The organism is Acinetobacter sp. CFCC 10889, from assembly GCF_003268395.1.
In the GTDB taxonomy this organism is placed as follows: domain Bacteria; phylum Pseudomonadota; class Gammaproteobacteria; order Pseudomonadales; family Moraxellaceae; genus Acinetobacter.
Map to the genome: position 1 here is coordinate 12,809 of NZ_LQXQ01000011.1, position 19,666 is coordinate 32,474.

20 protein-coding genes and 1 pseudogene are annotated in these 19,666 nt (G+C 39.3%); 8 read left to right on the top strand and 13 right to left on the bottom strand.

Annotation, left to right across the window (positions count from 1 at the left end):
- Positions 1–20: 20 nt before the first annotated feature.
- From AVJ19_RS05600 to radC, 3 genes are all read right to left on the bottom strand, one after another.
- Entirely contained in the window at positions 21–428 is a 408-nt protein-coding gene (locus AVJ19_RS05600) for a hypothetical protein (protein ID WP_162626543.1), read from the bottom strand.
- Positions 429–492: 64 nt separating this feature from the next.
- On the bottom strand, positions 493–1,404 hold the full coding sequence (locus AVJ19_RS05605; protein ID WP_111858796.1) for a bestrophin family protein: 912 nt from the start codon (positions 1,402–1,404) through the stop codon (positions 493–495).
- Between the two features lie 39 nt (positions 1,405–1,443).
- On the bottom strand, positions 1,444–2,181 hold the full coding sequence (gene radC, locus AVJ19_RS05610; protein WP_111858797.1) for a RadC family protein: 738 nt from the start codon (positions 2,179–2,181) through the stop codon (positions 1,444–1,446).
- 139 nt (positions 2,182–2,320) lie between these two features.
- Here radC and coaBC point away from each other — a divergent pair, with 139 nt between their 5' ends.
- From coaBC to AVJ19_RS05630, 4 genes are all read left to right on the top strand, one after another.
- Positions 2,321–3,586 (top strand): bifunctional phosphopantothenoylcysteine decarboxylase/phosphopantothenate--cysteine ligase CoaBC, encoded by a 1,266-nt coding sequence (gene coaBC / locus AVJ19_RS05615; protein ID WP_111858798.1) that lies wholly within the window; start codon positions 2,321–2,323, stop codon positions 3,584–3,586.
- 160 nt (positions 3,587–3,746) lie between these two features.
- On the top strand, positions 3,747–4,124 hold the full coding sequence (locus AVJ19_RS05620) for a cytochrome b562 (protein ID WP_111858799.1): 378 nt from the start codon (positions 3,747–3,749) through the stop codon (positions 4,122–4,124).
- A gap of 134 nt (positions 4,125–4,258) precedes the next feature.
- Complete coding sequence (locus AVJ19_RS05625) at positions 4,259–5,098, top strand: methylated-DNA--[protein]-cysteine S-methyltransferase (protein WP_111858800.1); 840 nt, start codon at positions 4,259–4,261, stop codon at positions 5,096–5,098.
- On the top strand, positions 5,085–5,696 hold the full coding sequence (locus AVJ19_RS05630) for an alpha-ketoglutarate-dependent dioxygenase AlkB family protein (RefSeq protein ID WP_111858801.1): 612 nt from the start codon (positions 5,085–5,087) through the stop codon (positions 5,694–5,696). The genes AVJ19_RS05625 and AVJ19_RS05630 overlap by 14 nt, the downstream gene beginning before the upstream one ends.
- Before the next feature lie 14 nt (positions 5,697–5,710).
- On the opposite strand, the gene AVJ19_RS05635 is transcribed toward AVJ19_RS05630, so the two are convergent.
- The 5 genes from AVJ19_RS05635 to rsgA all read right to left on the bottom strand — a co-directional run bounded on the left by AVJ19_RS05635 (position 5,711) and on the right by rsgA (position 8,653).
- The gene (locus AVJ19_RS05635; protein ID WP_111858802.1) at positions 5,711–6,181 is read right to left on the bottom strand and encodes a hydrolase; all 471 of its coding nucleotides are present in this window, start codon (positions 6,179–6,181) and stop codon (positions 5,711–5,713) included.
- 151 nt (positions 6,182–6,332) lie between these two features.
- A complete protein-coding gene (gene secB, locus AVJ19_RS05640; protein WP_111858803.1) occupies positions 6,333–6,791 on the bottom strand; it encodes a protein-export chaperone SecB in 459 nt (152 codons plus the stop codon).
- Between the two features lie 30 nt (positions 6,792–6,821).
- A complete protein-coding gene (gene grxC / locus AVJ19_RS05645) occupies positions 6,822–7,079 on the bottom strand; it encodes a glutaredoxin 3 (RefSeq protein WP_065993522.1) in 258 nt (85 codons plus the stop codon).
- Between the two features lie 16 nt (positions 7,080–7,095).
- The gene (locus AVJ19_RS05650) at positions 7,096–7,503 is read right to left on the bottom strand and encodes a rhodanese-like domain-containing protein (protein WP_111858804.1); all 408 of its coding nucleotides are present in this window, start codon (positions 7,501–7,503) and stop codon (positions 7,096–7,098) included.
- Between the two features lie 91 nt (positions 7,504–7,594).
- Positions 7,595–8,653 carry a small ribosomal subunit biogenesis GTPase RsgA gene (rsgA, locus tag AVJ19_RS05655; RefSeq protein WP_111858805.1) on the bottom strand — a complete coding sequence of 353 codons (1,059 nt, stop codon included), beginning with the start codon at positions 8,651–8,653 and terminating at the stop codon, positions 7,595–7,597.
- Positions 8,654–8,774: 121 nt separating this feature from the next.
- Here rsgA and orn point away from each other — a divergent pair, with 121 nt between their 5' ends.
- The 3 genes from orn to AVJ19_RS05670 all read left to right on the top strand — a co-directional run bounded on the left by orn (position 8,775) and on the right by AVJ19_RS05670 (position 11,218).
- Positions 8,775–9,335: an oligoribonuclease gene (gene orn / locus AVJ19_RS05660; protein ID WP_171334167.1), complete on the top strand. Its 561-nt coding sequence runs from the start codon at positions 8,775–8,777 to the stop codon at positions 9,333–9,335.
- Between the two features lie 193 nt (positions 9,336–9,528).
- Positions 9,529–10,263, top strand: a complete 735-nt coding sequence (locus AVJ19_RS05665; RefSeq protein ID WP_111858807.1) for a Bax inhibitor-1/YccA family membrane protein — start codon at positions 9,529–9,531, stop codon at positions 10,261–10,263.
- 151 nt (positions 10,264–10,414) lie between these two features.
- On the top strand, positions 10,415–11,218 hold the full coding sequence (locus tag AVJ19_RS05670) for an enoyl-ACP reductase FabI (protein ID WP_111858808.1): 804 nt from the start codon (positions 10,415–10,417) through the stop codon (positions 11,216–11,218).
- Positions 11,219–11,294: 76 nt separating this feature from the next.
- On the opposite strand, the pseudogene AVJ19_RS05675 reads toward AVJ19_RS05670, so the two are convergent.
- The 3 genes and pseudogenes from AVJ19_RS05675 to AVJ19_RS05685 form a co-directional block, all read right to left on the bottom strand.
- A pseudogene (locus AVJ19_RS05675) lies at positions 11,295–12,712 on the bottom strand (efflux transporter outer membrane subunit).
- 19 nt (positions 12,713–12,731) lie between these two features.
- Complete coding sequence (locus AVJ19_RS05680; RefSeq protein WP_111858809.1) at positions 12,732–14,711, bottom strand: MacB family efflux pump subunit; 1,980 nt, start codon at positions 14,709–14,711, stop codon at positions 12,732–12,734.
- A gap of 2 nt (positions 14,712–14,713) precedes the next feature.
- Complete coding sequence (locus tag AVJ19_RS05685) at positions 14,714–16,039, bottom strand: MacA family efflux pump subunit (RefSeq protein ID WP_111858863.1); 1,326 nt, start codon at positions 16,037–16,039, stop codon at positions 14,714–14,716.
- A 332-nt stretch (positions 16,040–16,371) separates the two neighbouring features.
- On the opposite strand from AVJ19_RS05685, the gene AVJ19_RS05690 reads away from it, so the two are divergent.
- A complete protein-coding gene (locus AVJ19_RS05690; protein ID WP_111858810.1) occupies positions 16,372–17,982 on the top strand; it encodes an Ig-like domain-containing protein in 1,611 nt (536 codons plus the stop codon).
- 125 nt (positions 17,983–18,107) lie between these two features.
- Here the strand turns inward: AVJ19_RS05690 and holA are convergent, their stop codons facing one another.
- A complete protein-coding gene (gene holA / locus AVJ19_RS05695; protein WP_111858811.1) occupies positions 18,108–19,103 on the bottom strand; it encodes a DNA polymerase III subunit delta in 996 nt (331 codons plus the stop codon).
- A gap of 12 nt (positions 19,104–19,115) precedes the next feature.
- A complete protein-coding gene (gene lptE, locus AVJ19_RS05700; RefSeq protein WP_111858812.1) occupies positions 19,116–19,658 on the bottom strand; it encodes an LPS assembly lipoprotein LptE in 543 nt (180 codons plus the stop codon).
- Positions 19,659–19,666: the final 8 nt, after the last annotated feature.

Consider the following 19,666-nt stretch of genomic DNA (forward strand, 5'->3'; position numbering starts at 1 on the left):
ATTTTAGGGTAAAGCGTAAATTAATGATGTGATGCATAGATAACTTGATCAAATTCTAGATTGATATTTATTGTTGTTGTGCTTTGAAATAATGAATGTTTTAACTTTAATGCTTGTAAATAAGTCATGTATTGATGGGGTAATTGTTTTAAATGAAGTGGTGTTTTAGGAATACATACTAATTCATATCTATTTTTATCCGTCCAATCATAAACAAAAAATCCACGTTCAGCGATTGCGATAAACTCATTGGGATAGGGAACAGAAGTTGTTAAATGGGCTAAGCTGGAAATGGGAAATTGTAAAATTTTTTCCTCAAGTTCTATAAAGTTTATTATTGTGGATTGAATGGCATTTAAAGAAATTTCGCCTTCACCCGCAGTGATAAATGCTCCAAGCATTCCTGTTTGATCTACTGCAATCCACACGCAATCGATTCCACTTGGATACATTCTTTTTCCTAAATTGACGATTTGAATAATATTTAAAAAATCACAACAAATTATGATCCTGTGCCTGAATCGGTGGCGGTGTAGGTTTACCTAAAGTCCCTAATAACTCGATTTCAATGGTACGTACCATCGCATCCAAAGGTAAGTCATTACTTTGTGTACCAAAAGGTTCTTCGATTTCACTACTTAAAGCATCCAAACCTAAAAAAGTATAGGCTAAAATCCCAACTAAAAGCGGTGTTGCTAAACCCAATAATGAGCCTAAACTGAATGGCAACATAAAACAGAAAAAATACACAGTACGATTGAGCAAAACAGAATATGCAAAGGGTAAAGGTGTAGTGGCGATCCGATCACAACCTGTTTGCACAAGACTTAGCTCATTGACATGTTCATTCAATTGCGCATAAATAATATCGGAAATTTCACCTTCTTTCAGGGCTTGCATCAGCTCCCATTGGATCAAGCTCAAGGTGTATTGAGGGGCATTGGCTTGCTGATAGAGTTGTTTGAGTGCTTGTTGGCTCATGCCACTAGTTTCAACCAAAGCATCAGGACTGGCAGTTTGATGACGGAGGCGGTCTCGTAAAACATTTGCAAATACAATAACATGTTGGATGATTCTTTCACGTCGACCTTGTGGAAACATACGACAGTCACGGTCAAAATGTCGAGCATTAGCGATCAACATGCCCCAGAGTTTACGTGCTTCCCACCAACGGTCATAACAGGCAGTATTCTTAAAACCTAAAAAAATCGAAAGTACTACACCGATTAGCGTAAAACCTACCAATGGTAATTCAGGAAAACGATATAAACCTGTGTATTCGATGCCACCGACAATGGCAGAGATCAGCATGACAAAGCCTAATGGTGGTAAAACTTTGGGTAAAATCGTGCCACGCCATGAAAAAAGTAGTTTAAAAGTGTCGTTTTGTTCCCGAACAATCATGTAAGTCGAATCTGTTATTTTTGTATGATCTTCCTCACATTAAACACTCTTGTCAATATGATTTGGTACAAAATCCGTAGTGATGATTTGTTGATGTTCAGCAAATGAATAATTTTGTGTAGCTGCCACAATAATATGATCAAGCAGTTGTATTTCAACAAGCTGACAGGCTTTTAAAATCTCCTGTGTAAGCAGATGATCTGCATCGGAAGGTTGTGCCAGACCCTTGGGATGATTATGGGTGATGACAATAAAACTCGCTTGTTTTTGTATGACATAACGCAGCAATTGATTGATGGAAATGTTGCAATAATTGGTTGAACCATAAAATAGTTTTTTGAAGCTGAGTTTACGTAACTGACTGTCTAAACACAGTACTGCAAATACTTCCTGCTGTTCTCCAATCAACTCATAACGTAAATAGTCCTGAATCAGATCAGAGCGGCTTAAATCCATCCCTTGATAAAGTTGTTGTTTGAGATAACGCCGACCAAGCTCTTTGACTGCCATGAGTTGGCTATATTTGGTTTCTGCAATGCCGTGAAATTGGCTGAGATCCTCAAGGCTTGCATCAAATACTGCATTTAAATGCCCAAAATGCTGAATCAGTATCCGTGCCAATTCGACAGCCGAATGCTGTTTTGAACCTGAACGCAGAAATATCGCCAAAAGTTCAGCATCGGATAAGCTTTCTGCACCTTGATTCAGTAAACGTTCCCGTGGACGTTCTTGTTCAGGCCATTGCTTTATCGAAGCGGGTTTATGGGCATTGTTCATTATTATTCCTTGTTATTTACTGTTTTGTTATTGGCTGTTTTAATTTATTTTACTTTTCAATTTTCCCATGTGAATGTCTTGGGATCTGTAATATTTAATGATATTGTGAGCGCCACTGCAACAGAAAGGTGACCTGATCGTGAGTTTCGATCTTAGTGTGTTTTCCAATAAAAATATTATTCTCGCTGTCACAGGCGGAATTGCTGCATATAAAAGTGCAATTCTCGTCCGCCGTTTAAAGGATTACGGTTTTAATGTGCGTGTGGTGATGACCCATGGTGCGCAAGCTTTTATTACCCCTTTAACCTTTCAGGCGTTGTCGGGCAATCCAGTCCATACTGAATTGTTAAACCCAGAAGCTGAAGCGGGAATGGGGCATATTGAGTTGGCTCGTTGGGCGGATTTGCTCCTTGTAGCACCTGCAAGTTGTGACACCATTGCCAAGTTTGCCGCAGGTTTGGCAGATGACTTGCTCAGTACGTTGTATTTGGCGACCAAAGCACCCGTTTGGGTTGCACCAGCCATGAATCAGCAAATGTGGGCTGCCAAGCCAACTCAGCGCAATTTAAATACCTTGGTTGAAGATGGCGTGCATGTGATCATGCCTGATGCAGGCTCGCAAGCGTGTGGTGATGTGGGCTTGGGGCGTATGCCTGAGCCTGAAGATTTAGCGGATCAAGTCAAAGATTATTTCCATCAAGCTCAGCGTGCGCTTGCTGAAAAATTTGGTTTATTGGCAGGTAAACGTGTCACCATTACCGCAGGTCCGACCCGTGAAGCCATTGATCCTGTACGTTATATTTCCAATCACAGTACAGGGAAAATGGGTTTTGCGATTGCAGCAGCCTGCTATACAGCAGGGGCAAAAGTGACATTATTGGCAGGTCCTGTCAGTTTGGATACCCCAAATGGTGTGAAACGTATCAATGTCTCATCAGCCATCAAAATGTTGGATGAAAGCCTGCATCAGCTTGAAGAAGGTTGTGATATTTTCATTGCGACAGCTGCGGTAGCGGATTATCGTGTTGCGGAAGTGGCTGAACATAAGATCAAAAAAGCAGGCGATGAGTTGCATGTATCTCTGATTAAAAATCCTGATATTGTGGCAACCATTGCACAACAGGAAAAACGTCCATTTATGGTGGGTTTTGCCGCAGAAACCCGTAATGTTGAAGAATATGCAGCAGGAAAATTGGTTGCGAAAAAGCTCGATATGATTGCCTGTAATGATGTTTCCCGTGCTGATATTGGTTTTGCTTCGGATCTTAATGCCATGACAGTATTTTTTGCAGACCAATACCAATTGGAAAAGCGTGATCTTGAAAAAGCCTCGAAACAGGAAATCGCACAGCAGTTGGTAGAAGCCATTCACGATGCACTACATCATGAAATAGATCCTGTTTAACTGACGTTTAAACAGCAAAATGCAACGATTTCGTTGCATTTTTTATGGTATAAAAATCTCAGCACAGTGTAAATTTGGCATTCAAGTCAATCGGAATGACATAAACTTTGTTTACAATCCAATCAGTTTAATCAGCCACAGTTTTTCAAAGGATATAACAATGATCAAAAAAACTTTAGCCACGTTAATGCTTGTTTCAGTATGCAGTTTCAGCACGATCAGTTTCGCAGGTGGTGCACTTGAAGGGCACATGGAAATCCTTGCTAAAAACTTCAAAACTTTCAATAAAACCACAAATCAAAATGATGCCATCAAAGCTTTGGACAATATGCGTGCTGCCGCAGTAGAAGCGCAAAAAATAAAACTGAAAGGGCAACAGGATGCTAAAGCCCCAACATCAACACAGTTATATGATCAATTGATTGCTGAAATTGATCAAACCAAAGCACTTGCACAGGTAGGTAAGTTGGCGCAAGCCAAAGAAGAAGCTAAGAAAATTGCTGCGATTCGAGATCAAGGGCATAAATTGTATCGTTAAGTCTATGAAGATTGATCAAACCGCATTGAGATGCGGTTTTTTTATGTCATGAAAATATGCAAAACTGCGCATGATTCGGATATTTTCGCCTTGCTATTCCTGATAACTTAAAATCAGAAAAGAGGGAAAATATGATGCAAGCACAGATTCAGTTTGAACGTATTCGTAAAGCCATTGAATATATCCAATGTAATTTTAAAGATCAGCCAAATTTGGATGAGGTTGCGGCATATTTGCATTTAAGTCCTGCTCATTTTCAGCGTTTATTTACTGAATGGGCGGGAATCAGTCCTAAGAAATTTTTGCAATATATCAGTTTGACACATGCCAAAAATATCTTGAAGCAAGAGCGAAGTGTCTTTGATGCGACCTTTGAAACAGGATTATCCAGTATCAGTCGCCTGCATGAATTGTTTGTGCAAATCGAAGGTATGACCCCTGCTGAATATAAAAATGGCGGAGAACATTTGAGCATTCATTATCAGTTTGTGGATACGCCATTTGGTCAAGTGTTAATTGCTTCGACCAATAAAGGCATTTGTAAAATGTCTTTTGTTGACAACGACACAGAGGCTTTGAATGCGTTGGTTGCACAGTTTCCGAACGCCAATTTTGTGCAGCAATCAGATGAATTACAACAACATGCTTTGGCAATATTTTCATCCAAGACCATAGATTTTCCTCAAATTAAACTACATTTAAAAGCGACAGATTTTCAGCTTAAAGTTTGGGAATGTCTGCTGAAAATTCCAATGGGGCAACTCTCAACTTATGGTGCACTTGCGGAAAATATTGGTCATCCAAAAGCCTCCCGTGCCGTTGGAACTGCAATTGGCAATAATCCTGTCGCATTTTTGATTCCATGTCATCGTGTGATTCAAGCCACAGGTGTATTGGGTGAATATCATTGGGGTAAAGCTCGAAAAACAGCAATAATCGGTTGGGAAGGAGCACAGTGTGATGCAAAGTACTGAAAGCAATCGTGTTCTTCATTCCAATATCTTGCCCTATGAGGGGTGTGTACATTATTTTGGACAGATTTTGACTGAAACTGAGGCAGATGCTTATTTTGAAAAGCTACTGCAAACCATCGCATGGCAACATGATCAAGCGATTATTTTTGGTAAAAAGCTGACAACCAAACGCAAAGTGGCATGGTATGGCGATCAGGCATTTGAATATACCTATTCGCATATTCATAAATATGCGCTGCCGTGGATAGCTGAATTACGTATTTTAAAAGCGTTGGTGGAAGCCGAAACGGGTGAAACATTCAATGCCTGTTTATTAAATCTTTATCATTCAGGGGAAGAGGGCATGGCGTGGCACAGTGATGGAGAAAAAGATTTAAAAAAGAATGGCGCAATTGCATCACTCAGTTTTGGTGCTGTACGTAAATTTGCATTTAAACATAAGCAAAGCAAAGAAAAAATCGACATTATTTTGCAAAATGGCAGTTTATTGTTGATGAAAGATACGACACAACGTCATTGGTGGCATCGTTTACCACCCACGAAAAAAGTTCATACAGCTCGGATTAATTTGACATTTAGAACAATTGTTGAGTCCTGAGACCTTGCCGAGTGTTAAGGCTTGCGAAGTAAATAGCCAATTCCACCGATGACGAACCCCATTAAACAGCCATAAAAAATAACAGAATAAGGCACAAGGGTAGATAAAAACAGTGTTTTACTGAGTGGGAAAAATGGATACATATCACTATGCATCAAAGCATCCAAGAAAATGTGACTAAAACTTCCGATAAATGCACTGAGCGCAGCAACTTTCCAAGAAATTTGCCATGCAGGATAATGAAAAAGCTTTAATACCCATTCACTGATCGGTTTGCCCAACAATGTTGCAAGACCACCAATCAGCAAAGCACCGATGAGATTGTGCGTGTAAAAATGTAAATATTGCCATCCGTAGATCATGCCAAGCAGGGGTTCAAGATCTATCAGCACCTGTGTGCCTGCAAAGATCAGAAAGCTGATTTTTCTATGTCCGATGGCTTTACAACTTGCGCCTAAGCCTAAATGTAATGGAGTAAATGGCATGGCAATGCTGCATGAAAATATTGATTTTAAAATGATAAGTTTTTATACACGATGAAATGTGAAGTCGGGGTGAAGTTTGGATGAAATCTAATAGACAAAACAAAAAAGACCGCATAAAGCGATCTTTTCAGTAGAGTCGTGGCTTAAATGCTTAAGCTTGACCTTCCGCAGCAGCGGCTTGAGCACGTTCCATATTCGCTTCAAACTCAGCATCAAAATTGATCGGAGTAAGTAGTAATTGTGGGAAGCTGCCTTTAGTCACAAGATCATTCACCGCTTCACGAAGGAATGGGAATAAAATGTTTGGGCAGTAAGCACCTAAAATGTATGGAAGACGATCTTCTTCAATACCATCAATCAGGAAAATACCTGCTTGCGTTGCATCTACGATAAATGCAGTTTCGCCAGCATTGTTCGCTTGAACAACAACTTTTAAAGACACTTCAAAGTGTGTTGGGTCAACTTTTTCAGCAGAAGAAGACAAGTTGATGTTGAGTTCAGGTTGCCATTCTTTAGTAAAAACTTGTGCCCCAGGGACTTCAAAAGATAAGTCTTTTGCGTATAAACGTTCTAAAGCAAGTTGTGGTTGAGATTGTTGTTCTTCACTCATTCTTTATATTCCTTAAATATTATGAAGTGATTAAGCGAGTAATTCGTCAAGTTTGCCAGCTTTTTCGAGTGCGTAAAGTTGGTCAAACCCGCCAATGAATTGATCTTTAATAAAAATTTGTGGCACTGTACGGTGTTTTGTACGTTGCATGAGTTCTACACGAACTTCAGGTGCTTCATTTGAAAGATTAACTTCTTTAAACTCAATACCTTTACGCTCAAGAAGTTGTTTTGCTCGAACGCAATATGGGCAAGAAACTGTAGAATATACAATTACATCAGCAGTCATTTTCAACTCCTTAAACTTATTTTGCTTTGATTAATGGTAAGCCTTGGGCTTTCCAGTTGCTAATACCACCATCTAAGCGGTAACTATCTGTATGACCGACTTGTTGCAATGCGCTGCCTGCAACTTGACCCATATTACAAATAAAGACCAATGGACGATCAGCAGTTTTTAACTCTTCCAAATGACTGGTAATTTTGCTGTAAGGGATATTGCGACTACCGCTGATATGACCTTCTTTAAAATCTTTGGCATCACGTAAGTCGATTAACATGGCATTTTTTGCTTTCACTAAAATACCGAGTGATTGAGGCGAGATTTTACGACCACTACGTTGACCTTCAAATACGAAGAACAAAATGATCAGAACCCCTAAAACACCAAATAAGAAGGGGTGATTCCCCATAAACTCAAACCAACGTTCCACAATTCACCTAATTACAATCAAAATTTGTGTCGAGTATAGCCTATATATATGGTGATCAAAATCACTGCTTCAAGGCTAGATTTAAAGAAAATTAATTTTTTTGTTGCGCCTCAGTAATTTCTTCAACTAAGCGCAAATAACTGTCTAAACGTCTAGGTAATATTTCACCTTCAGCAACTGCTTGTTTTAGCGCACATTGCTTTTCGTGCGTATGGGTGCAATTGCGATATTGGCAATGCCCTAAAAAATTGGCAATGTCGGAAAATCCAGCATCTATTTTTTCTAAATCTAAATGCCAAAGCCCAAATTCACGGATGCCAGGAGAGTCGATCAAAGCACCATTTTCACCAAAACGAATTAGACGTGTAGATGTAGTCGTGTGCTGTCCTAGTGCTGAGTTTTCAGAAATAATATTGGTTTTTTGTGCAGCATCAGGCACGATAACATTGATTAAGGAGCTTTTACCTACACCTGATTGTCCAACAAATGCCACAGTTTCATTATCAAGACGCTGATGAAGTTCAGTTAAATCACCTTCAGAGCGTGTGATGAGCACTTCATAACCTAGGGCTTTGTACTCATTTAACATGTTCAAAATTGGATCATTGTCTTTCAATAAATCTGATTTATTCAATACCAATAGCACAGGAATATTTGCATCAGCACATGCCACCAGATAACGATCAACCAATGTGGGTGCAGGTTCAGGTAGAACAGCAAAAACGATGACAATTAAACTGATATTGGCTGCGACAGGTTTGACTTTATGATAGCGGTCAGGGCGGGTCAGTAAAGATGTTCGTGGATGAATGGCAGTGATAATGCCTAAACCTGTATTGGGATCAGCTTGCCATTTGACTTTATCGCCCGTCACCAGTAATTCGAGATTGGTACGGGTATGGCAACGCCAAACACTGTCCAATTCAATCGGCTTCCAAAAAGGTTCAGGGTCGCCCGCTTTCACGTGTGGTTTTTCAGGATGTTGATCTGGAATAGACAGGGCTTGTACTTCGAGTTGTCGTCCATAATGTTGAACAACCAGACCTTCGAGGTCATTTGAAGTGTCGATTTCTTCTTGACGTGTTTTATGTTGTTTCTGAATGCGACGTTGTTGCTGTTCAGTTAAACGACGTTTACGAATTAAAGCCATTCATAACCTAAAAACCATAAAAATAAGAAAGCAAAAATAACATGCTGAACGAATGAATTACAGCGAAGATGTCAGAAATTTGCTAGTATTGATGTTTTATAGTCAAATAAGATTGCACTTTATGAGCAGCAGTACCCCTGATACCCGCTTGATTTGGATTGACCTTGAGATGACAGGTCTAGACACTGACAATGATCAGATTATTGAAGTTGCAACGATTGTGACAGATGATCACTTGAATATTCTTGCGGAAGGTCCTGTACTTGCAGTTCATCAGTCGGATTTGATTTTAAATGCGATGGATGAGTGGAATACCAAGCAACATGGTCAGTCAGGTTTGATTGAACGTGTACGCCGCAGTAAATTAACTGCACGTGATGCTGAACTTCAAACTTTAGAATTTCTAAAGAAATGGGTCAATCCAAAGACATCACCAATGTGTGGTAACTCGATTTGCCAAGACCGCCGTTTTTTACATCGATTAATGCCTGAAATGGAACAATATTTCCATTATCGTAACTTGGATGTGTCGTCTGTGAAAGAGCTTGCAAAACGCTGGCGTCCTGAGATCATGAGCGGTTTAAAGAAAAATGCATCACATTTAGCAATGGATGATATTCGAGATTCGATTGCAGAGTTAAAATACTATCGTCAGTATTTCTTTATCTCAAATCAAGATTAATTAGGTCGTTTTATATCCTAAAAAGAGGCGATATCGCCTCTTTTTTATGCACTTTGCATTTTTGAAAATTAAGTTATACTGTAACGGCAAACGATTTTCGCTTTTGTTACAAAAAGAAGTAAGCTGTACATCAATTTGACAATTCTTCGTTTTACAATCCCTTTATATTTTAAATATTACAATGAGTTGAGATATGCAAAGTAATAACCCTATTTTAACCCGTGTGGAAACACATGCGGACTACAGTCAGCCGATGACCGTACAGGGTGCAATCCAAAAGTCAATCTTAATGACTGTGATTGCTGCTGTGCTTGGCGTAGGCGTTTTTATTTATAGTTTTGCCACCCTAAATTTTGGTATGGCGTATGCTGCAGCAATGGTTGGTGCAATTGGTGGTTTGATTATTGCCTTAGTTGCAACATTTAAACCCAATACTGCACGTGTGTTAGCCATTCCTTATGCATTATTTGAAGGTGCATTCTTAGGTGGTGCATCGGTCATTTTCCAACTGAAATTCCCAGGTGTGCCGTTACAAGCGTTGTTGGCAACTTTTGTCACGACTTTTGTCATGTTTGGCTTGTACCGTTTCCAAATTATTCGTGCGACTGAAAAATTTAAATCGATAGTGATGTCTGCAACGATTGCGATTGCTTTGGTTTTTGTGGTGCAGTTCATCATGAACTTAGCATTTGGTTCAAGTATTCCAGGTCTTTTTGAAAGTTCTTGGTTAGGCATTGGCTTTGCTGCTTTTGTTGCAGTGATTGCTTCACTGAATTTGATCTTAGATTTTGATTTAATTGAAAATGCTGCAGCTCAACGTGCACCGAAAGCATATGAGTGGTTATGTGGCATCGCATTATTGGCGACATTGGTATGGATGTATTATTCATTCATGCGTTTGTTTAGCTTATTACAAGGCGATGACTAAGTTTTAATTTCACTATAATTTCAAAAAAATCGTCCTTGATGGGCGATTTTTTTATGATTTGAGTAAAGTTCTGAAAAAAGGTGGATTATGCAATTTTGTTCTGATTAAACTCTTGGCATTATGCATACAAACTTATTCAAGTGAGAATTTCATGGCACAAGGACTTTTGGCAGGTAAGCGTTTCCTCATCGCAGGTATTGCAAGTAAATTATCGATCGCATTTGGTATTGCACAAGCATTACATCGTGAAGGTGCAGAGCTTGCATTTACTTATCCAAATGAAAAGCTGAAAAAACGTGTAGATGATTTTGCTGAGCAATTTGGTTCTACCTTGGTTTTCCCTTGTGATGTGGCTGTAGATGCTGACATTGACAATGCATTTGCAGAACTTGCAAAACATTGGGATGGCTTGGATGGTGTAGTCCATTCAATTGGTTTTGCACCTGCGCATACGCTTGATGGTGATTTTACTGATGTGACAGACCGTGATGGCTTTAAAGTTGCGCATGACATCAGTGCATATAGCTTTATCGCTATGGCACGTGCGGCAAAACCTTTATTACTTGCACGTCAAGGTTGCTTATTGACATTGACTTATCAAGGTTCTGAGTCGGTCATGCCGAACTATAATGTGATGGGAATGGCAAAAGCATCTTTGGAAGCAGGTGTACGTTATTTGGCGTCTAGCTTAGGTGCTGAAGGGATTCGTGTAAATGCGATTTCAGCAGGTCCAATCCGTACTTTGGCGGCTTCAGGGATTAAATCTTTCCGTAAAATGTTAGATGCGAATGAAAAAATTTCACCACTAAAACGTAATGTTACGATTGAAGATGTCGGTAATGCTGCATTATTCCTTTGTTCTCCTTGGGCGAATGGGATTACGGGTGAGATTTTATATGTTGATGCAGGCTTTAATACAGTTGGTATGAGCGCTTCAATGATGGATGCAGACTGATTTTATTTTGCATTGATGCAAAAAAGGCACTGAATTCAGTGCTTTTTTGTTTGAAAGATTTAGACAAGATGAAAGACTAATTGACTGAACTATTCGGTAATTGTTTCACTGGACTACCACCTAAAGCCTGCATCAAAGTCACATAAGCATTGTATTGATTTTGCTTGGTTTGCACCAAAGACAAACGTGCATTGCGTGTAGTTTCTTGTGTATCTAAGACATTTTTTAATGCTATCGCGCCATTCTTATAACGCACTAAAGTCAGCCTTTCAGTTTTCTCCGCAAGCTCTAGATTACGTTGTTGCAAGGCGACTTGCTTGTCGATCTCAGTACGATTTGACAATGCATTTTCAGTATCTGCAAATGCCTGATATAAAGTTTGGCGATATTGAATAATGGCTTTTTCATAATCCAATTCACTGATCTTTAAATCTTTCTTCATATCGTTATATTGAAGGAAGGGCAGGCTTAAACTTGCACCTAAAGTTAGGGCAGGATTTTGTAAAAGATTGGACAATGATGTACTGCTTGAGCCTAGATTACCTGTCAAACTAATCGAAGGATAATAACTGGCTTTGGTTGCATCTTTACTCGCCAATGCTTCACGTAAACGTAATTCAGCAGCTTTCAAGTCAGGGCGACGTGACAAAATATCTGCTGGTAAACCTGCTGCAATATTCGGTAAGTTGATTCGTGGCAGTTTTTTCGGTTCTTGAATATCCAACTGTTGCACAGGAATTTGTAGTAACACTGCCAATGCTGTTCGTGTTTCAACCAACTGTTGTTCAATTTGGCTCAAACTAGCTTTTTGACTTTGTACAGATTGTTCTGCTTGGGTTAAATCTAAACCTGACACTGCACCTGCACGATACTGTGTGCGTACCAACTCATACAGTTTTTGGGTTGTGGCTAAGCTTTGTTGTGCCACGCTATAGCGTTCATTGAGATAGCCTAATTGCCAATACAGATTTGCTGTTGTACCAATCAAGGTTTGTCCTGTGGCTTGTAAATCTTGCTCGGTAGCTAAAGATTCCCATTTTGCAGCTTCAGTTTGACGGGCTAATTTTCCAAATAGATCAACTTCATAGCTGACACCTGCACTGAGCGATAAACCTTTTGCACTGTCATCGCCTGAATGTAAGTCAACAGAATGACCTGTAGATACGCCTGAACTGACACGAGGACCTTGTTGATCACGTGCCAAACCTGCTCTTAAACGTGCGGTTTGTAAATTAATTCCTGCAACAGCTAAATCGGCATTTTTGGCAATCACTTGTTCAACCAACGCATTCAGTTGAGTGTCGCCAAATAATGTCCACCATTGATCAGCATGTAAATCAGCTTGGATCTGCTGTTGATTCACTTTGCTATAAGCAACTGATTTGGAATATTAACCGTAGGAGCTTCATATGGAGTTTTGACTACAGCCGCACAGCCGACCAAAGAACTTGCAAGAATGAAGGCAGTTGCAAGTTTGGTTAAATTCATTTGCATCATATTTTCCTTATTCTCTTTATTCACGTGAGAGGGCATCGACAGGGTCGAGTTGAGCTGCATTGCGGGCAGGGATAAAACCAAACACCACACCGATTAATGTTGAGCAAACGAAAGCTGCAATGATTGAAGTGGTCGAGTATGCCATTTGGAAACTATCACCTGCAAAATGGCTAATCACTTGTCCGATTCCCAAAGATAGTAGCACCCCTAAAATCCCACCTAAGATACAAACCAAAATCGCTTCAATGAGGAATTGTTGCAAAATATCGCTTTGTCGTGCACCTACAGCCATACGCACACCAATTTCCTGTGTACGCTCAGTCACAGAAACGAGCATGATATTCATCACCCCAATCCCTCCCACGACTAAGGAAATCACGGCAATAGCAGACACTAATAAGGTCATGGTTGCAGTGGTTTGTTCAATCGTTTCTCGAATACTGTCAGAGTTTTGTGTGAATACATCTTGTGCGCCATGACGTTGCTCAAGCAAACTGAGAATGGCATTTTCTGCGACTGCGGTTGGATATTCATCTTTAATACGTACAATAATGCTACGTACATTAGACTGCCCCAACATACGGCTCATCACAGTTGAGTATGGCAAATAAACATTTAAGCTGTCTGAGCTCATCATGCCTTTTTGCGCATCAATCACCCCGATAATTCGACTTGGTACGGTCCCCAATAAAATCACTTGTCCTACAGGATTCGTGCCATCCGCAAAAAAGGTATTTTGCGTATTGGAGTCAATCACTACATCTTGTGCACGTTGCGTTACGCTATGTTTATCAAACGCTTGTCCTGCACTAAAGGTCATCCCTTTAACATCAAAAAAGTCACTACTGACACCATTGACTGTGATCGCAGCTTCAGTGTCTTTGAAGCGCCCTGTTAGGCTTGAATTGACTGAGGGACTGACACCTTCAACATAGGGTTGTTCTGCTAAAGCTTCAGCATCGGCAGGGATGAGGGTTTTGACTTGGGCGGTTTTGGAGTTATCACCAAAGCCTCGACCTTGGAATACCGTAATGGTATTGGTGCCTAAACTGCTAATATTTTCCAAAATTTGTTTTTGTGAGCCATTACCTAGTGCGACAACGGACACCACAGAAGCAATCCCGATAATAATCCCCAGCATGGTCAAGAATGTCCGCATACGATGCGCATTCATTGCCAATAATGCCATGCGGAATGCTTCACTAAAACGATCTAGCGCAGCACGCCATGCAGAAGATTTTTTCTGTTTTTCAATCCCATCGAGAGAAGCTTCTGGATGCTGAATGACTTCAGTTTCAGGAGTGTTTGGTGTATCAGCAATGATATTCCCATCGCTGATTTCAATGATACGTGTCGCATTTTTTGCTACATTCATATCATGGGTAACGAGGATGATGGTATGACCTTTGGCATTCAGTTCACGTAAAATACGCATAACCTCAACACCACTGTTCTTATCCAATGCACCTGTGGGTTCATCGGCAAGGATCACATCACCACCATTCATCAAGGCACGGGCAATAGACACACGTTGCTGCTGACCACCTGAAAGCTGATTAGGGCGATTTTGAGTTTTTTCAGCTAAGCCTAACTCAGTCAGTAATTCTTTTGAGCGTTCTTGGCGAGCAGTTGGATTGACCCCTGCATAAATTGCAGGAACTTCCACATTGGCTGCTGCATTGATATCACCCAATAAATGATAACGTTGGAAGATAAAACCAAAATATTCACGGCGTAACTGCGCCAGTTCATCAGGCTCTAATTGACCTGTTTCACGCCCTTTGACTTTATAACTTCCAGATGTTGGTTTATCCAAACAACCTAAGATATTCATTAAGGTTGACTTACCAGAACCTGATTGCCCAACGATGGCAACCAATTCACCTGCATAAATCTTTAAGTCGATGCCTTTTAAAATCTGAACAGTCGAATCACCAGCGGGAAATTCACGGATCAGATTATTCACCTCAAGCAGAGGTTGTTGAGTCTGATTCATGATTAAAATCTCATTCCGCCTCGGTTACTACGTTTTGCTGCATCATTACTGGTGTCTGAACCATCAGCAATCACCACTTGATCACCTTGTTTCAAACCACGCTTAATTTCCGCAGTTACACGGTTATTTAAGCCGACTAAAACTTGTTGGCGTTTGGCTGTACCATCCGCTTGTACAACACGTACCACAGATACAGAGGCTTTACCTTGATCAACTAAGGCTTTCTCATCTGCAGTGAGTTCTAAGCGTTGTGGACGGTCAGGATTGGCTTGGTCTTTGCCTGCGCTAGGTTTATTTTCTGATGTACGTTGCGCTGCATTTGCACTACGTTGTGGGCGATTTGAATTCTGTAATGCAGATGCAGGTACAGTCAGTACATTTTTAGCTTCAGCCAAAATGATATAAACCTGTGCTGTCATGTCGATGCGTAATTTGCCATCTTCATTCGGTACATCAAACAAAGCATTGTAGTAAACCGCAGTACTTGACGATGATGAAGAACTGTTCGAAGTTTCTGTGTTAATTGATTCAGGTGCAGGTTCAACTTGGCGTAAAGTTGCGTAGCGTTTTTTCTCACTATCCCCCAAAGTGGTGAAATAGACTTTTTGACCTTCTTCGACCTTCATCACATCTGCTTCAGAAATCTGAGATTTAATGGTCATGGTGTCAAGTTGTGCTAATTTCACAATGGTTGGCGCACTTTGATTAGCATTTACCGTTTGACCTTCTTCAGTCACGATTGCAACTACTGTTCCATTCATGGGTGCAACAATACGGGTATAACCAAGGTCTTCTTTAGTGGTGGCAAGGGTTAAGCGAGATTGTTCAATCTGTGCATTCATTGCTGCAATATCCGCTTGTGCTGTTTTAAATGCAGCAAGCGCACTTTCATATTCAGCTTTAGAGGTAGCATCTTGTGCATACATATTTTTTTGGCGGTTATATTCAGCTTCAACTTTTGTTAAGGTCGCTTGTTTGGTTGCCAGTTGCGCTTGTTGATTTTTAATATTAGCTTCTGCTGTTTTTAAATCATTTTCTTGACGTACAGAATCAATTTGCGCAATCAATTGTCCCTGTTTGACTTGGTCGCCAAGTTGTACATACATCTTTTTCACCTGACCTGAAACCTGAGCACCAACGCTGACCATTTTAGTCGCTTCAAGATCACCTGTTGCCAATACAGAATTTTCAATATCACCACGTGTGACTTCTGCACTGATAAATTGGGGTGGGGTTTCTTTCGGTTTTAGCATAAACCAAGCGATTGCAGCAATGATCGTGATGCAGACCATAATGAAAATGATTTTGGACAGCTTTATTTTTGGCATGATGGTCAAAGGAGAAATAAGATAATTGGTTAAATTATAAGATGTAAATAAGGATAAATAGTGAATTTTTTTCACAAAGCTAAATGATAATTAATTCCATTATTAAGCGATTTTCCAAATTTTAATACATAAAAATAATGACGCTTTTTTGTAAGGTATTTCAACGACAAGCTAGGATACAAAATAGCGATTAAGAAAGCATTTAATTTTCTTGAATATGATAATGATTATTGTTCAATTTAACTGTATGATTTTAAAATTTTAATTGACAAAATTAATAAAATATCTAGCATGCTAAGGCATAAGAATTAAAGTCAAAAACAGAGGGGAATATGCGTAAAAATTTATTGAAACTTACAGGGGCTTCTTTAGTTGCGATTACACTAAGTGCATGTGGCGGCGGAGGATCTTCTGATACAACTCAACAACCTATTGCAAAAAATGTAGTTCTTAGTCTAAATGACTTTGAAGATACAGGGCGCGTGAAAACAGACTTTATTACACAAGATCATAATTTTAACTTAGCAGTTAAAGCTGATTTTACCTATAGTCAAACAAGCTATCAGGTATCTAAAGACTTAGGCAAAACATGGACGAATACTTCAGATAAACAGCAACAGTTGGCGGATGGCACATATCAGTTCAAAGTAGTGCTCAAAGATGCCGCAGGTCAAACTGTAAGTAGTAATATCATACAAGTCACAATTGATCGTACAGCGCCTACTTTAGAAAAAATTGAACTCAAAAATGTAGATACGCAAAATGTGGGTATTTCCGATCAAAGCTTAATTTCAGGTCAAACTGAAGCAGGCATGTTGATTAAAGTGAAAGCGGATCAGCAACTTGTCAATGGTGCACCTTTAATTTCCAATACTTTAGGACAATTTCAGTTAGAGATTCCTGCACGTATTCAAGGTGAATCTATTGAAGTGCAAGCAGAAGACTTGGCTGGAAATTTAAGTCAGAGCAAAACAGCGATTGCACCGATTGAAAAATCAGTCTATAGCCATATTGATGTATCTGAATTGAGTGGTGTGTATGAGCTGTCTTATCAAATTACCAAATTGGAAAAAATTCAACAATATTTGTGGATTGATCAAGATGGCGTGATGACCATTTTGAATGATAAAAACAGCAGTTTTTATAGCAAAAACTTGTTAAATGCACAAAACTGTTATGGCTTACCAGAAGTAGGTACACCAAACTGGACATTACAAGGCAAGGAAATTTATAAAAAACAGCCTGAGTCGAAAACATATTTTATCAGTGTAAATGGTGTTGAGTATCAATTTGATCAAAACTTAGATTATTTACATAATGACGGTGCATTAGCTCGTTATATGAATAATATGCCTGCTGATATTAATTATGGAACGAAAAATTGGGTCTTATTCCCATTTGCAAAATCGAATTTGACTGTTGCGGCACTTCAACAAAAAGTGTGTAGCACTGATCAGGCTCGTTTAAAGAAAATGATTCACCCCGCTTTGGTTGATGCACGAAGTGTTGCAGGCATAGTGAAAACCAGTGATGACGCAAAAATAGCTTATACACAAATCACTGAAAATGGTAAATTTAATGTCTACCATTATGATTCTAATGCCAAATGTTATACACATCCGAAAAATTTTGATGTGAATTTTTCACTGGATCAGCAATATTTACAGCAAGATCAGTCAAAACTATTTATTTATCAGCCTTATGGTACGACAGGATTTGGCGCAACAGCATTTGTAAAAGTGATGTTGAGTAATTTGAATCAGCAAGGTGTTGAAGCAAAAGGCGATTATGGTCAAATCTTCTTGCCAAATACAACAGGGCAGCTCAAAGTTGCTATCTCATCGCCAAATATTTATAAACCTGAACATCGCAATTTGATTTTAGGTGGACAGTTTGAGCAGAAAATAACACAACAGCAACTTGAACAGCAGAAATGTAAATAAATTTTGGTTGTTTTAAAACGTGTTGAAACTTTGCTTTCAGCACGTTTTTTTATTGAAGCCATAATAGAATTTAAACTATTCAAAAGTATGAATATTTTAGAGAAAATTAACAGTTTTAAAAGGCTTCATGGGGCAATATTAAATAAGGTTTTTCCACACAATAGAGCAACAGCTTGCTGGATCAGATGTTCAGGGTTTTCATGTCCTAAACCTTTGATGGAGGCATCAATTCTCAGTAATAATGCAGGCCATAATAAAAATGTATGTGGATTCAAACGGCGTAAAGCATCTTGATAATTGGCAATTTTAGTTTTCCAAATCCCAAGTTGTAAGGCATTTTGTGGTTGTTCATACAGTTGCATCAATAGACGCATTTCTTTGCTGATCGTCCATAACAACAAGCTTGCTGCTTCACCTGATTCAATTAGATAATTTAAAATTTTGACTGTTTGAGCAAAATTTCCTGCCAAAATTGCATCACTTAGATCGAAACTGCTATAACGTGATTGATCCTGCAAGCATTCATATAAATGTTCAATTTTGATCTGTTTTTGTTCGGGAAATGTATCAGCAACACGCATTAAGCTGTTTTTTGCAGCCAATAAATTATGTTCATGATGCTGCTCAAGCCAAGCCCAAGCATCTTGATCCAGTTGAATACCCAATTGATCTGCTTCAATCGCTAAAATCCGTTGACGATCTTTGGGATAATTGGCGCTGAGTTGTACCACTACACCATTGGCTTCAACGGTTTGAAAGAAACTTGATTTTAGGCTGTTACTGTCTTGTTTGGGCATCACAATGAGCAATAAATTATGCTCATTATGTTGAATATATTGTTTGAGTTGTTTTAGTCCATTGGCATCGGGTTTGATATTACCATGTACTTCAATCGCTAAATGTTGAGAAAATAAAGATAAGCTATTGAGCGCATTAAATACATGCTTCCAATCCGCTACACTGGTTAAATCATAACGTTGACGTTCAATTTCTTGACGATTCCAACTTTGACGAAATGCATCAAGTAAGTTTTGTTCTAATAACGGCTCTTGACCGTACATAATCCAAGCCCCACGGGCTTCATTGACACGTTTAAAGGCTTGGAGGTAGTCAAGTTTCATAATTCAATTAGATTATTGCGCAGTTTGCGGTACAGATGGATTAGGTAAATATTTTGCTTTCGGCAAACGATTGGCTGAGATCTGACGACTAATTTGTTGTGCAATATCATCAACAATGACTTGTTTTAAATATTTTTCTTGTTGATCATCAGTGTTGACCGTTGCAACGTCATATTGATAACTACGAGATGCGGTCAACGTACGTGGTTCAGTAATCGGATTACCTTGTTGATCTTCGATTTGAAAGGTCACGCTTAAACGCAATAAAGTTTCAATCAATTGACCATTCAGCTCATGACGAATCGGCTTGTAATCTAAAATACGTAGGACAGAAGCATCGCTGGCATTACTCAGTTGTACACCTGATGCAGCTAGATAAACGCTGAGCTTATTTTCCAAATCTTCTGTATTTTTCGGAAGTTGTAGATTTAATTTGGTATAAACCAAAGGAGTTGCTTGTGGGTTTTTGCCTTTTAAATGGAAATCACAACCAACTAAGCCTGCACTGAGACCCAAAGTTAATACAACTGCTGCAACACGTTGAACCAAATGCATGTGGTGTC